Genomic DNA, 21555 nt, shown 5'->3' on the forward strand with positions numbered 1-21555 from the left:
CAACTCTATCCAGAAGATGGAGTACCTGCCGGAAGCGCACACCGACTTCGTGTTTGCGATCCTCGGTGAAGAGCTGGGCTACGTCGGGGTGCTGGGCGCCCTGTTCCTGATTTTTGCGCTGGCGGTCAAGGCGCTCAAGCTGGGGCATCGCGCGCTGGTTGCCGAGCGGCTCTACGACGGTTATCTGGCGATCGGCATCGGCATCTGGTTCAGCTTCCAGACCTTCGTTAACGTCGGCGCAGCCAGCGGCATGATGCCAACCAAGGGCTTGACCCTGCCGCTGGTGAGTTACGGTGGTTCCAGTCTCATCATCATGTCGGTGGCGGTGAGCATGTTGATTCGAATCGATTTTGAGTTGCGTCAGGCGACAGCCCAGGCGCGCGTGCGGGAGGTTTAGTGAGCAAGACTCTGTTGGTGATGGCAGGTGGTACCGGTGGGCATGTGTTCCCAGGTCTGGCCGTGGCCGATCGTCTGAAGGCCCAGGGTTGGACTGTCCACTGGCTCGGCACTGCCGACCGGATGGAGGCGGAGCTGGTGCCCGCCCACGGTTATCCCATCTCCTTCATCGATATTCAGGGGGTGCGTGGCAACGGCATCAAGCGATTGCTGGTGGCGCCCTATCGCATCGTCAAATCAATCCTGCAGGCGCGTCAGGTACTCAAGACCGTTCGTCCTGATGTGGTGCTCGGCATGGGCGGTTTTGCTTCCGGCCCGGGTGGCGTGGCGGCCTGGTTCTCCGGCATCCCGCTGCTGCTCCATGAGCAGAATGCCGCTGCCGGCATGACCAACAAGCTGCTGGCCCGTATCGCCAGGCGGGTGCTGATGGCATTTCCGGGTGCCTTCGCGCCGAGCCATCGTACCGCCGTGGTGGGCAATCCGGTGCGTCCCGAAGTGGTCGCCCTGCCGGATCCGCAACTGCGCAGTGGGGATGAGCCACTGCATCTGCTGATCGTGGGTGGCAGTCTGGGTGCGCGGGTGCTCAACGAGCAGGTACCTGCTGCGGTGGCGGCATCCGGCGTGCCCATTGAAGTGCGTCACCAGTGTGGCAAGGGCAATGCAGAGGCCGTCTCTGCTGCCTATGCCCAGCACGGCATCAATGCCGAGGTGAGCGAATTTATCAAGGATATGGCCAGCGCCTACGCCTGGGCCGACCTGGTGGTCTGCCGTGCCGGTGCGCTGACTGTTTCCGAAGTGGCTGCCGCCGGTGTGGCCGCCATTTTTGTGCCGCTGCCCCATGCGGTGGATGATCACCAGACCCGTAACGCCCTGACGCTGGTCGACGGCGGAGCGGCCGAGTTTCTGCCCCAGTCCGAGTTGAACACAGCTTCACTGGCGGCACGCCTGACCTGGCTGGCTGGTCGCCGGGAGACCCTGTTTAACATGGCGAAAGCGGCTCGCCGCGTCGCCATCACCGATGCGGCCGAGCGGGTTGCCGATGAGTGCAAACAGCTCGCAACCGGGCAGCGTGGTAAAGATTGATGAGCAAGGTTGCAGCGGTGACACCGGGCAGCCTTGTACCTGTATGTATTGATGCCGCCGTGCAGCCGCGCTTTGACGGCACACGGCCTGCGGCAGACTAAAGAGACGATTATGACCAAGGTTGAACTGGCAAAACTGCGTACTGTGATCCCCGAAATGCGCCGCGTGCGTCGCATCCACTTTATCGGCATCGGTGGTGCCGGTATGGGCGGGATCGCCGAAGTGCTTGCCAACGAAGGGTATCAGGTAACGGGTTCTGATCTGGCTCGCAACGCCGTGACCGAGCGGTTGGCCGGACTGGGCGCCCACATCTTCGTCGGCCATAGTGCCGAACACGTTGAGGGGGCCAGCGTGGTGGTGGTCTCTACCGCCATCAAGCAGGACAACCCGGAGCTGCTGGCTGCCCGCGAACTGCGGATCCCGGTCGTGCGCCGCGCCGAGATGCTGGCCGAGCTGATGCGTTTCCGTCACGGTATCGCCATCGCCGGTACCCACGGCAAAACCACCACCACCAGTCTGGTGGCGAGTATCTATGCCGAAGCCGACCGCGACCCGACCTTCGTCATCGGTGGCCTGCTCAACAGTGCCGGTACCAATGCCCGTCTGGGTAGCAGCCGCTACCTGATTGCCGAAGCGGACGAGAGCGACGCCTCTTTCCTGCATCTGCAGCCGATGGTCTCTATCGTGACCAACATCGAAGCGGATCACATGGATACCTACGGCGGTGATTTCTCCAAGCTGAAGGCCACCTTCATCGAGTTTCTGCACAACCTGCCCTTCTACGGACTGGCGGTGGTCTGCATCGATGATCCGGTGATCCGTGGCATGTTGCCCGAGATTGCCCGCCCGACCCTGACCTACGGTCTCTCTGACGATGCGGATGTGCAGGTGCTGGATTTTGTCCAGACAACCAACCACAGCTGCTTCCGTGTTCGCCGCAAAGAGGCGGGCGAGCTGCAGGTGACCCTCAATTTGCCGGGTATTCACAACGCATTGAACGCTGCAGCGGCGATAGCTGTCGCGACAGAGGACGGGGTTAGCGATGAGGCCATCATCTCTGCTCTGGCCAAATTTGAAGGGGTTGGTCGTCGCTTCCAGCAGTATGGCGAGTTTGAAACCGGTCGCGGCAAGGCGATGCTGGTGGACGATTACGGACACCACCCGAGCGAAGTGAAGGTCACTATCAACGCCGCCCGTGCCGGTTGGCCCGAGAAGCGCCTGGTGATGGTGTTCCAGCCGCACCGTTATACCCGCACCCGCGACCTCTACGAGGACTTCGCCGATGTGCTATCCAAGGTAGACGTGCTGGTGATGCTGGAGGTTTATGCTGCCGGTGAGGAGCCGATCCCGGGCGCTGATGGACGGGCACTGTGCCGCTCCATTCGCTCGCGTGGCAACCTGGAACCCATCTTCGTCGCCACGCCAGATGACGTGCCAGCCGTGCTGGCCGACCTGATCGGCGAGGGGGATTTGGTGCTGACTCAAGGCGCCGGGAACGTCGGGGCACTGGCCCGTCGTCTCGGAGAGATGAAATTGAGCATAGATAGCATGAAATCTGGCGCCTGAGGGCCCAATGAGTATTTTGACCGCCAAGCCGGGGCCTATATAATGGCGAACCGGTCTGTCAAAGGCCGGTTTAGCGCGTTACACGGGGATCGATCGGGTGGAGGCAAGGGCACAGGGGCGCACCAAGGGTGGCTTCATCGCAGGAGTAGCATTTTTCCTGCTGGTGATATGGGGCTGCTACCGGACGGCGCTGGATGTTAAAGGTTGGCTGACAGATGCCAACCGGTTGCCCATGAGCGAGCTGTTGCTGCAGGGGCAACACCAGTATTTGCAAACCGAAGAGCTGCGGATGGCCGTGCTGGATGGCGCCGAGCTGCGCAATTTCTTCGAATTGGACGTCAACGAATTGCAGGCAAGGCTCAATGCCCTGCCATGGGTGGCCTCGGTCTCGGTACGAAAGAAGTGGCCGAACAAGATCAAGATCTACCTCACGGAACAAGATGTGGCGGCGCGCTGGAATGGCAACCGCTTCGTCAACACCAAGGGCAAGGTATTCAGTGCCCCGGATCGGGTCAAGACGCCGCTGTTGCAGCTGTCAGGGCCGGATGACCAGGCCGCCCGGGTGTTGAAAGAGAGTCGGCAGTACGAGTCGCAACTGGCTGCCAAGGGATACAAGTTGCTGGGGGTGAATCTGACCCCCCGCCATGCCTGGGAACTGACCCTGGATGGCAATATCAAGCTGTTCCTGGGACGCAATGACATTGCGCTCCGGCTGCAGCGGTTTATCGATGCCTTCCCGGTTATCGAACCCCGTGCGCAAGTCGCCTACGTGGATCTTCGATACGACACCGGAATGGCAGTTGGCTGGAAGAAGAGCGAAGAGAAAGTGCATGACCAACACCGCAGATAGGAATTTGATTGTCGGACTGGATATCGGCACAACCAAGGTGGCGGTTCTGGTCGGGGAAGTATTGCCGGACGGTGAACTGAACGTCATCGGTATGGGCAGTCACGCTTCTCGCGGAATGGAGAAGGGCGGGGTCAATGACCTCGACTCCGTGGTCAAGTCACTGCGCCGCGCGGTGGAAGAGGCCGAGATGATGGCAGATTGCCAGATCAGCTCGGTCTATCTGGGGTTGTCCGGCAAGCATATCGACTGCCGTAACGAGACCGGTATGGTGCCCATCTCCGATGAAGAGGTGACCCAGGAGGATGTGGACAACGTGATCCACACCGCCAAGTCGGTTCGCCTCTCCGATGAGCTGCGTGTGCTGCATGTGCTGCCTCAGGAGTTTGCCATCGATTATCAGGAAGGGATCAAGAATCCGGTCGGCCTCTCCGGTGTACGGATGGCGGCCAAGGTTCACCTGATCACCTGCCATAACGACATGGCCCGCAACATTGAGAAATGTGTGGAGAAGGTTGGTTTGCGCGTAGATCAACTGATCTTCTCCGCGCTGGCCTCCAGCTATGCCGTGTTGACCGAAGATGAGAAAGAGCTGGGTGTCTGCGTGGTGGACATCGGTGGCGGTACCATGGACATGTCGCTGTTTACCGGGGGAGCCCTGCGCCACACCAAGGTGATCCCGTATGCTGGCAGCACTGTGACCAGCGACATCGCCTACGCCTTCGGTACGCCGCCGCTCGACGCAGAAGCGATCAAGGTGCGCTACGGTTGCGCCCTCGGTCGTCTGGTCAGCAAGGAAGACAATATTGAAGTACCCAGTGTCGGCGGTCGCCCGGCGCGCAGCCTGCAACGGCAGACACTGGCTGAAGTGATTGAGCCCCGTTACACCGAGTTGCTCTCCATGGTGAATGATGAGCTGGTGCGGGTACAAAGCGAGTTGAAAGCGCAGGGGGTCAAGCATCAGCTGGCAGCCGGTGTGGTCTTGACCGGCGGCGCTGCCCAGATTGAAGGCATTGTGGAGTGTGCAGAGCAGATCTTCCAGAGCCAGGTCCGGGTGGGAGAGCCCATGAACATACGTGGTTTGAGTGATTACGTGCAGGCACCGGTGTACTCGACTGCGGTCGGGTTGCTGCAATATGGCCGCACCCATCAAGCCACAGGTAGCAACAAAGAATATGCCGCCAAGGCAAGCGTCGGTGGCCTGGTCAAACGGGTTAGCAACTGGCTGCGTGGCGAGTTCTAAGAATTTTGCTGAGTCAGGCAAATAAAGCGGAGAGACAACATGTTTGAATTTATGGATAGCCACACTGACGAAGCCGTCATTAAAGTGATCGGTGTAGGTGGCGGCGGCGGTAACGCTGTCGAGCACATGGTTCGTCAAAATATTGAGGGTGTTGAGTTCATTACCGTCAACACCGACGCCCAGGCACTGCGTAACTCCAGCGCCAACACTACCCTGCAGATCGGCGGTGGCATCACCAAGGGGCTGGGTGCCGGCGCCAATCCGGAAGTGGGTCGTGATGCGGCCATGGAAGATCGCGAAGCGCTGCGTGAGCTGCTGACCGGTTCCGACATGGTGTTCATCGCCGCTGGTATGGGTGGTGGTACCGGTACCGGTGCTGCGCCGATCGTGGCCGAAGTGGCGCGCGAGATGGGCATCCTGACCGTTGCTGTGGTGACCAAGCCGTTCTCCTTCGAAGGGAAGAAACGGATGGGCTTCGCCGCGCACGGTATCGAAGAGCTCTCCAAAAACGTCGACTCCCTGATCACCATCCCCAACGACAAGTTGCTGAAGGTGCTGGGTCGCGGTATCTCCCTGCTGGATGCCTTCAAGGCGGCCAACGATGTACTGCTTGGCGCGGTACAGGGCATTGCCGAGCTGATCACCCGTCCGGGCTTGATCAACGTCGACTTCGCGGACGTGCGTACCGTGATGCGTGAAATGGGTACCGCCATGATGGGTACCGGTTCCGCCTCCGGTGATGACCGTGCCGAAGAAGCGGCCGAGAAAGCCATCTCCAGTCCGCTGCTGGAAGACGTGGATCTGGCCGGTGCCCGTGGCATCCTGGTCAACATCACCGCCGGTATGGACATGACCATCGAAGAGTTCGAAACCGTGGGTAACGCGGTCAAGGCCTTCGCTTCCGAGAACGCCACTGTAGTAGTGGGTACTGTAATCGATCCGGAAATGCACGACGAACTGCGTGTGACCGTGGTTGCGACCGGTATCGGTGCCGAGCGCAAGCCGGACATCACGCTGGTCAAGAGCAGCCAGGTGCAAGAGCGCCCGGTACGTCAGCCGCTGGTCAGCGACATGATGCAAGGCCGCGTGATGGACGAAGCCCCGGCCAAGGTGGTCAACGCCGAGCCGCAAGCTCGTCGCGAACCGGATTACCTGGATATTCCGGCGTTCCTGCGCAAGCAAGCTGACTAAGCCTCTTATGGCTCTTGTTTGTTTGTTGTTCAAGGAATGTGCTAAGATGGCCTGCCAACGACCATCTGGTCCGGATTTTAAGCTGTTTAGGGTACACCCATGATTAGACAAAGAACCTTGAAAACGAGTGTACAGGCGACTGGTGTCGGCCTGCATTCGGGCCGGAAAGTCACTATGACGTTCCGTCCGGCGCCTGTGAACACAGGGATCGTTTACTTGCGTACCGACCTGAATCCTGTGGTGGAGCTGCCAGCCAATGCCGATCAGGTGCGCGATACCGTGCTCTGTACCGCTCTGGTCAACGAAGCCGGTGTCCGTGTCTCTACCATTGAGCACCTCTCTGCCGCGCTGGCCGGGATGGGGATCGACAACCTCTATGTCGAGGTTGACGCGCCCGAGATCCCGGTGATGGACGGCAGTGCGCATCCCTTTATCTACCTGCTGCAGGAAGTCGGGATCCGTGAGCAGAATGCTGCCAAGCAGTTTGTGCGGATCAAGAAGAGCATCCGGGTTGAAGACGGCGACAAGTGGGCGGAATTCCACCCCTATCGCAACGGCTTCAAGATGGATCTCGAGATCGATTTCCAGCATCCGGTCTTTGAAGGGCGCAATCAGCGTTGCGTACTGGACTTCTCCGGTGCCTCCTTCGTGAAAGAGATCAGCCGTGCCCGTACCTTCGGGTTCATGCGCGATATCGAGTACCTGCGTTCCCAGAACCTGGCGCTGGGCGGAAGCCTGGAAAACGCCGTGGTACTGGACGATTATCGGGTGCTGAACGAAGACGGTTTGCGTTATGAGGACGAGTTCGTCAAGCACAAGATGCTGGACGCGATCGGTGACCTCTATATGTGTAACCGCAGCATCATCGGTGAGTTCCGTGCCTACAAGACCGGACATGCCCTGAACAACAAGCTGCTGCGTGCCTTGCTGGCCGAGCAGGAGGCTTGGGAACTGGTGACCTTCGAGGGTGAGGGCGACAAAGCGCCTATCGCTTACTACGATAACGGTCTGGTTCTGGCCTGATAGCTGTGCAACGGAACGTCGGTCCTCTCTCCGCACCGACGTTCCGTCATTTGTTTACTCCATCCTTTAATACCGATTATCTCCCGGTTTTATTTCCCGTGCAGGCTCCTGGCCGCACCTGACCGAGCAGACTGATTTCTATGAGCATTACCCTGATCCTCCACGGCAAGCAGCGACGCAAGTTGCACCTGCCCAAACAACGTCTGGCCTGGGTCGGCGGTATTCTCTTCTCCCTGTTGGCCCTTGGTGGTGGTTGGCTCTGGCAGAGCTGGCACCAAAAAATGGAGGCGCTGGAAGTGGCGCTTGCCGTTGCCGAGCAACAGTCCGTCGACCAGAGTGGCGACGAAGCCCGTGAACAGTTGGCAATGCTGGCTGCTCAGGTGGGCACCATGCAAGGCCAGCTTGGCCGTCTCAATGCCCTCGGTGAACGATTGACCGAGCAGGCCGATCTCGATCCCGACGAGTTCAATTTCAAAGAGCTGCCCCCCATGGGCGGCCCTTCTTATGATGAAGAGCTGGAAGTGAGCCTCAACGAGCTGCAAGCCTCGATGAAACACCTCAGCCAGCAGCTCAGCAGCCGTGAAGAGCAGCTGTCGGTACTTGAATCTTTCATCATGAATCACCATATCACCGATGCCGGTTTTATTTCCGGCACGCCAGTCAAACAGGAGCGAGTTTGGGTCTCGTCCGGGTTTGGTGGACGGGTCGATCCGTTCAACGGGCGTGCCAAGATGCACAAAGGGGTCGATTTCCGTGGCAAACCCGGAACCCCGATTCTGGCCACCGGGCCCGGCATTGTCAGCTGGGCGGGCCGTCATCCGGAATTTGGCAATATGGTGGAGATTAATCACGGCAATGGCCTGGTCACCCGCTATGCCCACAACTCCAAGTTGCTGGTCGAGGTGGGAACCCTGGTTGATCAGGGTCAGAAGATTGCCTTGATGGGACGCACCGGTCGCGCGACCGGGGTCCATCTGCATTACGAAGTGTTGAAAGATGGTCGTCAGGTCAACCCCGCACGCTTTCTCAGTGCCAGACGGGGTTAGGTTTTTTTCTTCAGTTCCAGTGACGGAACGCTTTTATAACCAGAAATAGTTGGTACCCATGATTAGCACACTGCTTACCAAGATTATCGGCAGCCGGAACGACAGAACGCTCAAGGCTTTGCGCAAAATTGTAAAACAGATCAATGCCATGGAGCCGCAGTTCGAGGCTCTGTCCGATGCCGAGTTGCAGGCCAAAACGGCCGAATACCGTCAGCGTATCGAGCAGGGCGAGACCCTGGAGCAACTGCTGCCGGAAGCGTTCGCGACCGTGCGTGAAGCCTCCAAGCGGGTGTTTGGCATGCGTCACTTCGATGTGCAGCTGATCGGCGGCATGGTGCTGAACTCCAACCGCATCGCAGAAATGAAGACCGGTGAAGGTAAGACTCTTACTGCGACTCTGCCAGCTTACCTGAACGCCCTGAGTGGCCGTGGTGTGCACGTGGTGACGGTGAACGACTATCTGGCCAAACGTGACGCTGAGGCAAACCGTCCGCTGTTTGCCTTCCTCGGCATGACCGTCGATTGCAACGTGCCCGGTATGGATGCGTCCCAGAAGCGTGACGCCTACGCTGCCGACATCACCTACGGTACCAACAACGAATTCGGTTTTGACTACCTGCGCGACAACATGGCGTTCTCGCCGGAGCAGCGCGTACAGCGTCCGCTCAACTACGCGCTGGTGGATGAGGTGGACTCGGTGCTTATCGATGAAGCCCGTACTCCGCTTATCATCTCCGGCCCGGCCGAAGACAGCTCCGAGCTCTATATTCGCGTCAACAAGCTGATCCCGCTGCTGGTCAAGCAGGACAAGGAAGATACCGAAGAGTACACCGGTGACGGTCACTACACGGTGGACGAGAAGAACCGTCAGGCCCTGCTGACCGAAAACGGTCAGATCTTCGTGGAAGAGCTGCTCAAGAAAGAGGGGCTGCTGGACGAGAACGACTCCCTGTTCTCCGCCTCCAACATCAGCCTGCTGCACCACGTCAATGCGGGTCTGCGCGCTCACACCTTGTTCGAACGCAACGTGGACTACATCGTCCAGAAAGACGAGATCGTCATCGTCGACGAGCACACCGGCCGTACCATGCCGGGTCGTCGCTGGTCCGATGGTCTGCATCAGGCCGTTGAAGCGAAGGAAGGGGTGAAGATCCAGAACGAGAACCAGACGCTGGCATCCATCACCTTCCAGAACTACTTCCGTCTCTACAACAAGCTGGCGGGCATGACCGGTACTGCAGATACCGAAGCCTTTGAATTTCAGCAGATTTATGGCCTGGATACCGTTGTTATCCCGACCAACAAGCCAATGGTGCGTAAAGACATGGGCGATCTGGTCTACCTGACCGCCAATGAGAAGTATGCCGCCATCATCGAAGATATCCGTCAGTGTGTGGCCAAGGGCCAGCCTGTACTGGTTGGTACTGTCTCTATCGAGAACTCCGAGCTGCTCTCCGGCATCCTGACCAAGGAGAAGATCACGCACAAGGTGCTGAACGCCAAGTTCCACGCCATGGAAGCGGAGATCGTTGCCCAGGCAGGTCAGACTGGTGCGGTCACCATCGCGACCAACATGGCCGGTCGGGGTACCGACATCGTGTTGGGCGGCAACTGGCAGGCAGAGATTGCCAAGCTGGAGAACCCGACCAGCGAGCAGATTGCCGAGCTGAAAGCCGCCTGGCAGGTGCGTCACGATGCGGTGCTGGCCGCCGGTGGCCTGCACATTATCGGTACCGAGCGTCACGAATCCCGTCGTATTGACAACCAGCTGCGCGGCCGTTCCGGTCGTCAGGGTGACCCGGGCTCATCCCGTTTCTACCTCTCCATGGAAGATACCCTGATGCGGATCTTCGCCTCCGATCGCGTGACCGGCATGATGAAGAAGCTGGGCATGGAAGAGGGCGAAGCCATCGAGCACCCGTGGGTCACCAAGGCGATCGAAAATGCCCAACGCAAGGTGGAAGGTCGCAACTTCGACATCCGCAAGAGCTTGCTGGAGTTTGATGACGTTGCCAACGACCAGCGCAAGGTGGTCTACGAGCAGCGTAACGAGCTGCTGGATACCAACGACATTTCCGAGACCATCCACGTTATCCGTGACGACGTCTACGGCGCGGTGATCGACGAGTACATCCCGCCCCAGTCTCTGGAAGAGATGTGGGATGTGCCGGGTCTGGAAGCGCGCCTGAAGGCGGACTTCGCGCTGGATCTGCCGCTGCAACAGTGGCTGGCGGAAGATGACAAGCTGTATGAAGAGAAGCTGCGCGAGCGCATTCTGGACGAAGCCACCAAGCTCTATGCCCACAAGGAAGAGCTGGTCGGCAAAGAGGTGCTGCGCAACTTCGAGAAGGCGGTGATGCTGCAAACTCTGGATGGTCTGTGGAAAGAGCATCTGGCGGCCATGGATCACCTGCGTCAGGGCATCCATCTGCGCGGTTACGCCCAGAAGAACCCCAAGCAGGAGTACAAGCGCGAATCCTTTGATCTGTTCACCCAGATGCTGGAAACCCTCAAGCGCGACGTGGTCAGCATCCTGAGCCGTGTTCAGGTGCAGGAGCGCGATGTGGAAGCGATGGAAGAGCAGCAACGCCAGCAGGCGGAAGCCGCTCCCCGTACCTATACCCACGCCGCTGCCGAGAGCCAGCTGGCCGATGAACAGGCTGCAGGCGAAGAGGGTCACACCACCTTCGTACGCGACGAGCAGAAGGTCGGTCGAAACGATCCCTGCCCGTGTGGTTCCGGCAAGAAGTACAAGCACTGCCACGGTCAGTTGACCTGATCGACGCTATGCCATAACAGGCGGGCCAAGAGCCCGCCTTGTTATTGGTGGCAACAAGCGAACAGAGGTAATTGATGGAACAGAAAAAACGGATCTGGGTGGCGGTTGGCGTCATCGAGAATGAACGGGGCGATATCTTCATCGCCAGACGCTCCTCCGATCGCCATCAGGGGGATCGCTGGGAGTTTCCCGGTGGCAAGGTGGAGTCGGGCGAGGATCTGCTTACCGCACTGGATCGGGAGCTGTGGGAAGAGATCGGCATCCGGGTATTGGATTGTGCCCCCTTTATGGAACTGCAGCACGACTACCCCGAGAAGCAGGTGTTGCTGGATATCTGGAAGGTGACCCGTTTCAGCGGCGAGCCGTTCGGCAAGGAGGGGCAGGAGTGTCTGTGGGTGCCGGTGGCAGAGCTGCATAACTACCACTTCCCCGATGCCAATGGCCCGATTGTAGCGCGGCTTCAAGGCCTGCTGGCATGAGCCGGTAGCAATCAACAAGCATGAAAAAAGGGCCAATCGGCCCTTTTTTCATATTGCGGAGGTGGGTGATCTGAGGCTTATAGCCACTGATCGCCCTCTTCCGGCTCCGGCAGCAGATCCGGGTTGATCTCCCCCGGGATCCGCTTCTCTTCATCGGCCCATTCGCCGAGATCGATCAGCTGGCAGCGCTTGCTGCAGAAGGGGCGGAACGGACTCTGCGGGCCCCATTCCACTTCGCTCTGACAGGTCGGACACTTTACCTTGGTGACCATAAGTGCTCCTTAGCAGCAGGCGAGCTGGAACGGCACGTCGCCAATCGGCTGTTCTGCGGTGGGCAGAAAGCGCAGGGCGAAGCGGTTCTTGTGGCCGCTCAGGGTCGGGTAGCAGAACAGATTGCCCGGCAGCTTGATGCGGATCAGCTCGGCGCTCTCGGCGGTGTCCTGGAAGAAACCGTTGCTGGCAACCTGCTCACTGAAGCTGCCTGATTCACGCCACAGGCGCAGCAGCAGAGTGATGGCATTCATCAGCAGGTTAATATCGCTCAGCCAGCCCTGCATCTGCTGGTGACGGGTGATGGCCGGGGTGCCGAGCCAGTGGTGCAGCTGCGGCACATCGAAGGCACACAGGCCACCTGGGATGGAGAAGCGCTGGCGGATGGAGCCGAGCAGACGATCCTCTTTCAGGCGGGCACCCGGGCGTGGCGAGTTGAGCAGGTTGCGGGAGAGCTGGCTGCTCTCTTGCTGCATCAGTTTGATCTGCTCCAGATCGACATCGGGCAGGCTGGCCCAGTGGCTCAGACGCTGGCCGAGACGCTCCAGATCCTTGATGAGGTCGGCGCGCAGGTCACCACGCTCCAGCAACTCCTGCAGATCGAACAGCCCCTTGAAGAAGGCGATATGTGCCCAGGATTGTTCACTCTCCAGATTGTCGCGGATCTGGGAAAACAGGGACTCCAGACGAAGATAGGTCCGGCTTTTTTCATTGAGGGGGAAATCGTAAATCATGCCTAATCCTGGCCAGCCATAAACCGGCCTAGTGTACTCACACTTGGCGGCCTTGTTGAGAGGCAATTGCCAGATATGTCTCGTGCAGCGCCAAAATCCGCGTTTTAATCGCCATTTCGCTGCCATTGTGGTTTTCGATGACATCATCCGCCGCCGCGAGGCGCTCTGTCCGGCTCGCCTGGGCGGCGATGATGGCCTTGGCCTGCTCGGCCGATACCCCATCCCGACGGCAGGTGCGCTCAATCTGGGTGGCTTCGTCCACATCGATCACCAGTACCCGATTGGCTAGGCCGGTGAGTTTGTTCTCCACCAGCAGCGGTACCACCAGCAGGCAGTAAGGTGAACTGGCCGCGGCGCACTGGCGCAGCATTTCGCTGCGAATCAGCGGGTGGAGCAAAGCATTGAGCCACTCCTTGGCCTGTGGGTTACTGAAGACCCGCTCGCGCAGGGCGCGACGGTCGAGTTGACCGCTAGGATCAATCACATCATGGCCAAAATGGTCGGTGATGGCGGCAAGGGCCGGGGTGCCCGGCTCGACCACTTCGCGGGCGATCACATCGGCATCCACCACCTCGATACCCAGCGCGGCAAACTGATTGGCGATAGTTGTCTTGCCGCTGCCGATACCACCTGTGATAGCAACTACATACATGGGGGCCTCTTGCTCAAAGCAGGGTAGAGAGATACCAGCGTGTGATGGTATCGCCCCACAGCAGGGCGATCCAGCCCGCGATGGCGAGGTAGGGGCCGAAGGGGATGGGCTTGCCCTGATGATGTTTTTGCAAGGCGATCAGGCTGATGCCGATCACGGCACCGACCAGAGATGAGAGCAGCAGAATTATGGGCAGCGCCTGCCAACCGAGCCAGGCGCCCAGCGCCGCCAGCAGCTTGAAGTCGCCATAGCCCATCCCCTCCTTGCCAGTGAGCAGCTTGAAGGCCCAGTAGAGGCTCCAGAGCACCAGATAGCCCGCCATGGCACCGATCACGGCATCCGCCAGCGGCACGAAGCCACTTGCTAGGTTGAACAGCAGCCCGCCCCACAGCAGTGGCAGGGTGAGCTGGTCGGGCAGCAACATCTTGTCGAGATCGATAAAGGTGAGGGCGACCAGCACCCAGGTCAGCAACAGGGCGGCCAACGTACCCCAGCCCGGCGTTATGACCATGGCTACGGCCACCGATAGCAGGGCGGTCAGCAGCTCTACCAGCGGATAGCGGGCCGAGATGGGCGCCTGACAGTCGCGGCAACGCCCTTTGAGCCAGAGCCAGCTCAGCAGCGGGATGTTCTCCAGCGCAGTGATGGCGTGGCCACAGTGAGGGCATGCGGAGCGGGGGACCATCAGGTTGTAGCGCTCTGGCGCAGTAGCCTCCTCATCGGGGGCGAAGTAGCTGCGATACTCGGCCAGCCACTCCCGCTCCAGCATGATGGGCAGGCGGTGGATCACTACGTTGAGGAAGCTGCCGATCATCAGGGAGAAGAGAAAAAGCAGCGAGAAGTAGAGCCAGGGCAAGCTGTGAGCCAGCTCGAGAAGAAGTGTCATAACCAACCGTCAGTTATTGAATGAGGGGGAGGGCATGGCGGTGGTGCCATGCCCTGATAAATCAGCCTACCACGTCGCCAAGCTTGAAGATGGGCAGGTACATGGCGATAACCATGCCGCCGACCAGCACCCCGAGCACCACCATGATGAGGGGTTCCAGCAGGCTGGTGAGGCCATCGACCAAGTCATCCACCTCCTGTTCGAAGATGGTGGCGACCTTGGAGAGCATATCATCGATGGCGCCGGACTCCTCACCGATCATCACCATCTGGATCACCATGTCGGGGAAGAGATCGACGGTGCGCATTGCCACGTTGATCTGCATACCGGCCACAACCTCGTTGCGGATCGCCATTACCGCGGTGCGATAGACATAGTTACCCGATGCGCCAGCCGCTGAAATCAGCGCATCTACCAGCGGAATACCGGCGGAGAAGGTGGTCGACAGGGTGCGGGCAAAGCGAGCCATAGCCGCCTTGTGCAGGATCATCCCGACCACCGGAATGGTGAGGACGAACTTGTCGGTATTGTCTTTCACCTTCTGGGAGGCCCGCCAGGCCCGCACGTAAAGGAAGATGCCAAGGGCCGTGCCACCAAAGAAGACATACCACCAGTTCTGCATAAAGCGGGAGATGCCGATAACAAACTGGGTGAACACCGGCAGCTCGGCGCCGAAGCTCTTGAAGATATCTTCAAACTGCGGAATGACGAACAGCAGCAGGATGGAGGTGACCACAATGGCGACCAGAATGACCATGGTGGGGTAGAACATCGCCTTCTTGATCTTCGACTTGAGCGCTTCCGACTTTTCCCGATAGGTGGCGATACGGTCATAGATGGTCTCCAGCGCACCGGATTGCTCACCGGCTTCCACCAGATCGCAGTAGAGATCATCGAAATAGAGAGGATGGCGACGCAGCGCTTCCGACATGGGGGTACCGGTCTCCACATCGGCGGCAATCTGCCCCATCAGCTCGCGCATCGAGGCTTTCTCGTGACTGCGGGCGATGATCTGCAGGCTCTGCACTAGCGGTACGCCGGCGGAGAGCATGGTAGTTATTTGGCGGGAGACGATGGCGATATCCATCGGTTTGATCTTGGCGCCGCCCTTGGAGAAGAGCCCTTGGGATTTTTTGGCCACCTTGGTGACGTTGACCCCCTGCTTGCGCAGTTCGGTCTTGACGGTGTTGATGCTGTCGGCCTGTAGCTCGCCGGAGACCTTCTGCCCCTTGCGGTTTACCCCGTGCCAGCGGAAGGCGAAGACTTTCTTGGGGGCATTGTTCTTTTTCGTTAGGGTTGCCATCTTTGCATCCTGCAATGGGGTTAGTTGTCAGAGCCGGGCTCTGCACGTCACCAACCTGGTCAAGGTGCCCGACTGGCTTGATGCCTGCGGGGTACTGATAGGGTGGGTGGTACCTTCTTGGCGCCAGCCCAGTCACTTGAATATCTGATTACTCCGTTGTCCTGACTATCGTCCGTCCCGTATTTGTGAACGACGAATTCGCTCTGCCAACCAAATCGGCGGGTCGTTCCGCACACGGATCAGTTGGTGGTGACCCGGTTGACCTCGGCTAGACTGGTGACCCCGAGCCGGGCCTTCTCCAGTCCTGAGGTACGCAGGGTTCGCATCCCTTCCTTCTGGGCGATCGCGGCGATTTGCAGGGAGTTGGCGCCCTGCATGATCAATTTGGCGATGTTCTCCGACATCAGCATGATTTCGTAGATGCCGACCCGCCCCTTGTAGCCGCCGGAACACTCCTTGCAACCAACCGGTTTGAACAGTCGCAAGCCAGCTGCCAGCTGCTGTGGGGTAAAACCCAGCTCCAGCAGTTCGGCTTCCGGCACCACTTCCGGTGCCTTGCAGTGGTCGCACAGTTTACGGGCCAGCCGCTGGGCCATGATCAGGGTCACCGAGGAGGCGATGTTGAAGGCCGGAACCCCCATGTTCATCATCCGGGTCAGGGTCTCGGCGGCGGAGTTGGTATGCAGGGTGGAGAGCACCAGGTGACCGGTCTGCGCCGCTTTGATGGCGATTTCGGCGGTTTCCAGATCCCGTATTTCCCCCACCATCACCACATCCGGGTCTTGCCGCAAAAAGGAGCGCAGGGCACTGGCGAAGGTGAGCCCCGCCTTGGGGTTGACCTGCACCTGGTTGACGCCGGGCAGGTTGATCTCCACCGGATCTTCGGCGGTGGAGATATTTACCTCGGTGGTGTTGAGAATATTGAGGCCGGTATAGAGCGAGACCGTCTTGCCCGAGCCGGTGGGGCCGGTGACTAGGATCATCCCCTGTGGCTTGGAGAGGGCGCGCAGGTACTGCGCCTTCTGCCGGTCATCAAAGCCGAGTTGCTCGATATTGAGGCGTGCCGCCGAGGAGTCGAGCAGACGGATAACGATCTTCTCCCCCCACATGGTGGGCAGGGTGTTGACCCGCATATCCATCGACTTGTTGCGCGACAGCTTCAGCTTGATGCGGCCATCCTGTGGCAGCCGCCGCTCGGCGATATCGAGCCGCGCCATGACCTTGAGGCGAGCGGAGAAGCGGTTGGAGAGATTGACCGGCGGTGTGGCAATTTCATGCAGAATGCCATCGATGCGAAAGCGAACCCGATACTTGAACTCATAGGGCTCGAAGTGCAGGTCGGAGGCACCGCGCTTGATGGCATCCATCAGGATCTTGTTGATGTACTTGACGATGGGAGCATCGTCATCGGCGGTATTGACGCTTTCGTCCAGCCGGCTGTTCTCGTCGGAGACCTCGAGATCCGAAATCTCGGATTCGTCGATATCCTCCATGCCGAGGGCGTCGTTTTCGCTCTCCAGCAGCTTGCCGATGGCGGCGGTGAGCTTGTTTTCCTCTACCAACAGTGCTTCGGTATGAAGGCCGAAGCTGAAGCCAAAGTCCTCCAATGCCGAGACATTGGTCGGATCCGACATGGCGATATAGAGGGTGTGGCCCTGGGTGTAGATGGGCAGCACGTGGTGTTTCTCAATCAGCTTCTGATTGAGGTACTTCTGCGGGATCTCGGCCAAATCGAAGGCGGCAAGATCCAGCAGAGGTACCCCATACTCCAGCTCGCAAAAATCGGCGAGCGCCTTGCTGTCGAGGATGTCGTTCTCTATCAGAAATGTCACAAAGGGTTTGCGCTGGGCCTTGGCCTGGCTCAGATAGCGCTGGGAGTCCTCTTCACTGATCAGTGAAGAGGCGGCCAGGCTTAACGCCAGGCCGCTATTAGGGCTAGAGGTCATGCGTTAGCACATGTTGGAAGGGGTACAGGTTTTTGCCCAAGTTACTTGGCCATTTGCCTGGCGAGTACCGCTCAACTGAAATGATTCAGATGCCGCCAGTGGGCTTTTAACGCCAGTAGCGGTAGTTGCTGTTACAGTTACACCAGCACCGGATGCTGCCGTGACAACGCCAATAAAGTTATTAGTCGCTGCAGCTGTAGTATTTGCTGGAACACCATTCTTATTCTCAATACATTCTGTAGAAAAAGATCCCGCACCAGAGGATGCCGCTCCCGCAACAGTTTGGGCGCAAACTTCAACCGCTGTTTTCGCTGAACCAGTAGCCGCAATAACTTCACTAAAGGCGGCCTTTTTGGTGTAGGTCTGATAAGCCGGCAGCGCGACTGCCGCCAGAATGGCCACGATCGCGACCACGATCATCAGTTCAATAAGGGTAAAACCCGATTGTTTCTTCATTTCGCTGTTCATTGAAAATATCCTTTTATCCTTGGTTCCTGGGAAGTGTCGGTAGAAAATCGTCCGAACGTCAGTATCTTATCCGAGCTGTCAGGGGTGGCAACAGAGATTGCTGCCTTTGTTAACCACTTTCATGTCATTTACCAAAAACTTGATGCGAGTCATAAAATAAGTGGCTTCTTATGACTCTTTGTTACGGGTGAAAGCGGGTCCGTCATTACACTCCTTTGCTGAGGGATCCTGCATAAAGAAAAGGCGCCCATGGCGCCTTTTGCAAGTTGTTTATCCGGTTAGGTCGAGTATTTGCTCAGGCCTGCGGGGTTAATCTCACTGCTGGATAAAGCGCATGGAGAGATCGAGCGCCCGCACATGCTTGGTCAGCGCCCCGACCGAGATAAAATCGACGCCGGTGGCGGCAAACTCGGCCAGGGTATCCAGCGTCACATTGCCGGAGACTTCCAGCTTGGCGCGGCCCTGATTGATGGCGACCGCTTCCCGCATCATGGTCACGTCGAAGTTGTCGAGCATCACGATATCGGCCTTTGCCGCCAGCGCCTGTTCCAGCTCTGCCAGCGTTTCGACTTCTACCTCCACCGGTTTGCCCGGATTGAGATGACGAGCCTCGCTAATTGCCTCGGCAATGCCGCCACAGGCGAGGATATGGTTCTCTTTGATGAGGTAAGCGTCGTAGAGGCCGATGCGATGATTCTTGCCGCCGCCACAGGTGACTGCGTACTTCTGGGCGGTGCGCAGTCCAGGGATGGTTTTACGGGTGTCGAGTAAACGGCAGTCGGTGCCCTCCAGCTCTGCCACATAGCGAGCGGTGAGGGTGGCGACGCCGGAGAGGGTCTGGACAAAGTTCAGCGCATTGCGCTCGCCGGTCAGCAGCAGACGGGCAGGGCCGTGCAGGCGAAAAAGCTCCTGATTGGGGGAGAGCACTTCGCCATCCTGCACCATCCACTCCACCTTCACCTCGCCGCCGAGCTGTGCCTTCAGTTGCAGGAAGACTTCATCCACCCAAGGCTGGCCGCAGAATACACCCGCTTCACGGGTGATAACCCGGGCGCTGGCCATTCGATCTGCCGGGATCAGCTGGGCGGTGATATCGGCGCTGGCGTCCGGTTGGTCCAGCGTGGTGAGGGCATCGCCCAGATCTTCGAGTAGTGCGGCGCGCACGGCGCGGCTGACATCCTGTTGAAACATGCCTTATTCCTGCAAGGGTCTGAGCAGCAGTTGCCGCTCCTTTTGAACCAGCTCCAGCCGACCGAGGGCGTTCATGCCAACCAGCACTTCGTCACCGTCTGCCGCCGGATTGATAAAGATGGCCAGATCGTACAAGGTCAATGGCCCCATCGCCAGCGTTTCGATGGTGCCGTTGCCGACCCGGATCTGCCCCGCGGCGGTATTGACCTGGCTGCTGCCATAAGCGGTCAGGCCGAGGCGCTCGGCAACCTGCTGCGGGATGGTGATGCGGGTGGCGCCGGTATCGAGCAGCAGTTGCACCGGTTGGCCGTTGATGGCACCCTCCAGACGATAGTGGCCGCTCTGGTCGGCCCGCAGCAACAGCTCGCCGCTGGCGGTGACGCTGGGTTGGTTGCGGGAGTGAAAATAGAGGGTCAGCAGACCCATCAAAGAGAGCCAGGCCAGTAACCACATCCAGCGTGCCGTCTGCTGCATACCCCATCCATAATCGAGCGGAAGATGACTCAGCCTAACATACCATTTCCCTTGGATTCAGTGAGTTGGTGCCGGATTGCCTATCAGGTATCTTCGTTTTTTCACCATTTATCAGCCAACTCGAGTAGCCGATGACCCAACTCGCTTCGCAACCTTGTTTCTCTATCGATGCCGCTGGCTGGTGCCAGCAGGCGCGCCAGGTGCCTTCTCCCCATCACAACGAGCGGGCCGTGCCGGACGATATCTCCCTGCTGGTGGTTCATGGCATCAGCCTGCCGCCGGGGGAGTTCGGTGGCCCCTTTATCGACGATCTCTTTATGGGGATACTCGACCCCGAGGCTCACCCCTATTTTGCCGGTATCCATCAGTTGCGGGTCTCGGCCCACTGCCTGATCCGCCGTGATGGCGAGTTGGTGCAGTATGTGCCATTCGGCGCGCGCGCCTGGCACGCTGGTGTCTCGAGCTGGCAGGGGAGGGAGGCATGCAATGACTTCTCCATCGGCATCGAGCTGGAAGGGACTGACGAAACCCCCTATACCGAGGCTCAGTACCGGGCGCTGGCGGGGCTCACCCGAGCCATCTCAGAGCGCTATCCGGCCATCACCCACGAAAAAATTGTCGGTCATTGTGATATCGCACCAGGGCGCAAGACGGATCCCGGCGCCAGTTTCCAGTGGGATTACTACCGGCAATTACTAAACAGCTAAAGTAAATATTCAAATTTAGTTTGGATTTTAAAATCAATGGCTTGCCTATCTGGCAGGCCATTTTTGTCTCTGGTTGCGCAAATGTTATTTGTGAGCGCGGTCAAGAATATTGGTCAGACCATTTTCTATGAGCTAAATCATGTTTCCCCTGCTTTACCTCTTAAGTGGTGGGGCTGATTCTTGACTCAGATCATCTTTTGAGTGGACTTTTCAAAAGGCCTCTGCTAATTTTCGCCCCATCCATAAAATTGGTAATACCAATTTAACAAAGTAGCCTCATGCCCTATCGCAAGATTACGCAACCCAAGTTGGCCGACTCCATTGTCGCCGAGCTGGAACAGATGATTCTGGAAGGCAGTCTGCAGCCGGGGCAGAAATTGCCTCCCGAGCGGGAACTCGCCATCCAGTTTCAGGTGTCGCGCCCCTCTTTGCGCGAAGCCATCCAGCGACTGGAAGCGCGCGGATTGCTTTATCGCCGTCAGGGCGGCGGCACTTATGTGCAGAATGCCCTGAGCAAGGGGATCGCCGATCCTCTGTTCGAACTGCTCAGTACCCACCCGGAAGCCCAGTATGACCTGCTGGAGTTTCGCCACGCGCTGGAAGGCATTTGTGCCTACTACGCGGCCTTGCGGGGAACCGGGTCTGATTTCGAGCGTATTCGTCAGGTGCAAACCACCATCGAAGAGGCGGGCCAGCTGGGCTCGCTGGTGGCCGAATCGGCAGCCGTGACCCAGTTCTATCTGGCGGTGGCCGAGGCCTCCCACAACGTGGTGCTGCTGCACCTGCTGCGGGCCATGAGCCCGATGCTCGAACAGAACATTCTGCAGAATAACGAGATTTTGAATCGCCGCCCGGGAGTGGTAGCCAAGATACGTCGCCATCGCGCGAATCTGATCGAGGCTATTCTTTCGGGGGCTCCGGAGCGGGCCAGAACAGCTTGTCATGAGCATCTGGCCTTTATCGAGGACACCTTGTTGGATATGCAGAGGGAAGACAGCCGGATCCAGCGATCCATGCGTCGGATCCGTCAGCAGGAAAACTAATCCCACAAGGCTTTATTGTCGAATGCTTGCGCCCTTCGCCGTGCAATGCCGTGCAATCACAACAACATAGGAACCAGCCATGTCTGATATCCTGAAGAACGATGTGGACCCGATAGAAACGCTGGAGTGGCTTGCCTCTCTGGAATCCCTGCTGCGTGAAGAGGGTCCGCAACGCGCTCAGTTCATCCTTGAACAGTTGGCCGAGAAAGCCCGCGTAAGCGGTGTGGA

The 21555-nt window shown here is 58.7% G+C and carries 21 protein-coding genes; 12 read left to right on the plus strand and 9 right to left on the minus strand.

The features are described 5' to 3' along the window. From DBR30_RS22390 to mutT, 10 genes are all read left to right on the plus strand, one after another. On the plus strand, nt 1-397 hold a 397-nt coding region (locus DBR30_RS22390), incomplete at its 5' end, for an FtsW/RodA/SpoVE family cell cycle protein (protein ID WP_258224461.1). Continuing rightward, a complete protein-coding gene (gene murG, locus DBR30_RS16515; protein ID WP_005336151.1) occupies nt 397-1479 on the plus strand; it encodes an undecaprenyldiphospho-muramoylpentapeptide beta-N-acetylglucosaminyltransferase in 1083 nt (360 codons plus the stop codon). The genes DBR30_RS22390 and murG, both read left to right, overlap by 1 nt. Before the next feature lie 111 nt (nt 1480-1590). Next, a complete protein-coding gene (gene murC, locus DBR30_RS16520; protein WP_005336150.1) occupies nt 1591-3045 on the plus strand; it encodes a UDP-N-acetylmuramate--L-alanine ligase in 1455 nt (484 codons plus the stop codon). A gap of 97 nt (nt 3046-3142) precedes the next feature. Beyond that, the gene (locus DBR30_RS16525) at nt 3143-3895 is read left to right on the plus strand and encodes a cell division protein FtsQ/DivIB (protein ID WP_005336149.1); all 753 of its coding nucleotides are present in this window, start codon (nt 3143-3145) and stop codon (nt 3893-3895) included. Beyond that, entirely contained in the window at nt 3876-5135 is a 1260-nt protein-coding gene (gene ftsA, locus DBR30_RS16530; RefSeq protein WP_005336148.1) for a cell division protein FtsA, read from the plus strand. Before DBR30_RS16525 ends, ftsA begins: the two co-directional genes overlap by 20 nt. Before the next feature lie 39 nt (nt 5136-5174). Next, a complete protein-coding gene (gene ftsZ, locus DBR30_RS16535; protein WP_005336147.1) occupies nt 5175-6326 on the plus strand; it encodes a cell division protein FtsZ in 1152 nt (383 codons plus the stop codon). Nucleotides 6327-6425: 99 nt separating this feature from the next. Further along, on the plus strand, nt 6426-7349 hold the full coding sequence (gene lpxC / locus DBR30_RS16540; protein WP_005336146.1) for a UDP-3-O-acyl-N-acetylglucosamine deacetylase: 924 nt from the start codon (nt 6426-6428) through the stop codon (nt 7347-7349). 140 nt (nt 7350-7489) lie between these two features. Then, nucleotides 7490-8395 carry a M23 family metallopeptidase gene (locus DBR30_RS16545; protein WP_005355107.1) on the plus strand — a complete coding sequence of 302 codons (906 nt, stop codon included), beginning with the start codon at nt 7490-7492 and terminating at the stop codon, nt 8393-8395. Between the two features lie 58 nt (nt 8396-8453). After that, nucleotides 8454-11174, plus strand: coding sequence for a preprotein translocase subunit SecA (gene secA / locus DBR30_RS16550; RefSeq protein ID WP_108541635.1), 2721 nt, complete (start codon nt 8454-8456; stop codon nt 11172-11174). A 74-nt stretch (nt 11175-11248) separates the two neighbouring features. Continuing rightward, nucleotides 11249-11653: an 8-oxo-dGTP diphosphatase MutT gene (gene mutT / locus DBR30_RS16555; RefSeq protein WP_019444787.1), complete on the plus strand. Its 405-nt coding sequence runs from the start codon at nt 11249-11251 to the stop codon at nt 11651-11653. 77 nt (nt 11654-11730) lie between these two features. Here mutT and yacG read toward each other — a convergent pair whose 3' ends face one another. The 9 genes from yacG to DBR30_RS16605 form a co-directional block, all read right to left on the minus strand. Next, a complete protein-coding gene (yacG, locus tag DBR30_RS16560; RefSeq protein ID WP_005336142.1) occupies nt 11731-11925 on the minus strand; it encodes a DNA gyrase inhibitor YacG in 195 nt (64 codons plus the stop codon). A 9-nt stretch (nt 11926-11934) separates the two neighbouring features. Next, nucleotides 11935-12657, minus strand: coding sequence for a cell division protein ZapD (gene zapD, locus DBR30_RS16565; protein WP_005336141.1), 723 nt, complete (start codon nt 12655-12657; stop codon nt 11935-11937). A 37-nt stretch (nt 12658-12694) separates the two neighbouring features. After that, nucleotides 12695-13309: a dephospho-CoA kinase gene (gene coaE / locus DBR30_RS16570; RefSeq protein ID WP_108541636.1), complete on the minus strand. Its 615-nt coding sequence runs from the start codon at nt 13307-13309 to the stop codon at nt 12695-12697. A 13-nt stretch (nt 13310-13322) separates the two neighbouring features. Then, complete coding sequence (locus DBR30_RS16575; protein WP_108541637.1) at nt 13323-14195, minus strand: prepilin peptidase; 873 nt, start codon at nt 14193-14195, stop codon at nt 13323-13325. A 61-nt stretch (nt 14196-14256) separates the two neighbouring features. Next, entirely contained in the window at nt 14257-15498 is a 1242-nt protein-coding gene (locus tag DBR30_RS16580; protein WP_005336136.1) for a type II secretion system F family protein, read from the minus strand. 239 nt (nt 15499-15737) lie between these two features. Continuing rightward, complete coding sequence (gene tapB, locus DBR30_RS16585) at nt 15738-17444, minus strand: PilB family type IVa pilus assembly ATPase TapB (RefSeq protein ID WP_013723413.1); 1707 nt, start codon at nt 17442-17444, stop codon at nt 15738-15740. Nucleotides 17445-17447: 3 nt separating this feature from the next. Further along, nucleotides 17448-17912 (minus strand): pilin, encoded by a 465-nt coding sequence (locus DBR30_RS16590; protein ID WP_308810882.1) that lies wholly within the window; start codon nt 17910-17912, stop codon nt 17448-17450. A gap of 315 nt (nt 17913-18227) precedes the next feature. After that, nucleotides 18228-19103 (minus strand): carboxylating nicotinate-nucleotide diphosphorylase, encoded by an 876-nt coding sequence (gene nadC, locus DBR30_RS16600; RefSeq protein WP_108541639.1) that lies wholly within the window; start codon nt 19101-19103, stop codon nt 18228-18230. A gap of 3 nt (nt 19104-19106) precedes the next feature. Continuing rightward, entirely contained in the window at nt 19107-19577 is a 471-nt protein-coding gene (locus DBR30_RS16605) for a retropepsin-like aspartic protease family protein (RefSeq protein WP_108541640.1), read from the minus strand. 131 nt (nt 19578-19708) lie between these two features. Between DBR30_RS16605 and ampD the strand changes: the two genes are divergently transcribed. After that, nucleotides 19709-20284, plus strand: coding sequence for a 1,6-anhydro-N-acetylmuramyl-L-alanine amidase AmpD (gene ampD / locus DBR30_RS16610; protein ID WP_108541641.1), 576 nt, complete (start codon nt 19709-19711; stop codon nt 20282-20284). Between the two features lie 278 nt (nt 20285-20562). Continuing rightward, nucleotides 20563-21327, plus strand: coding sequence for a pyruvate dehydrogenase complex transcriptional repressor PdhR (pdhR, locus tag DBR30_RS16615; protein ID WP_005336127.1), 765 nt, complete (start codon nt 20563-20565; stop codon nt 21325-21327). The last annotated feature ends 228 nt before the right edge of the window (nt 21328-21555 follow it).

The organism is Aeromonas sp. HMWF017 (assembly GCF_003061465.1).
Classification (GTDB): Bacteria; Pseudomonadota; Gammaproteobacteria; order Enterobacterales; family Aeromonadaceae; genus Aeromonas; species Aeromonas veronii.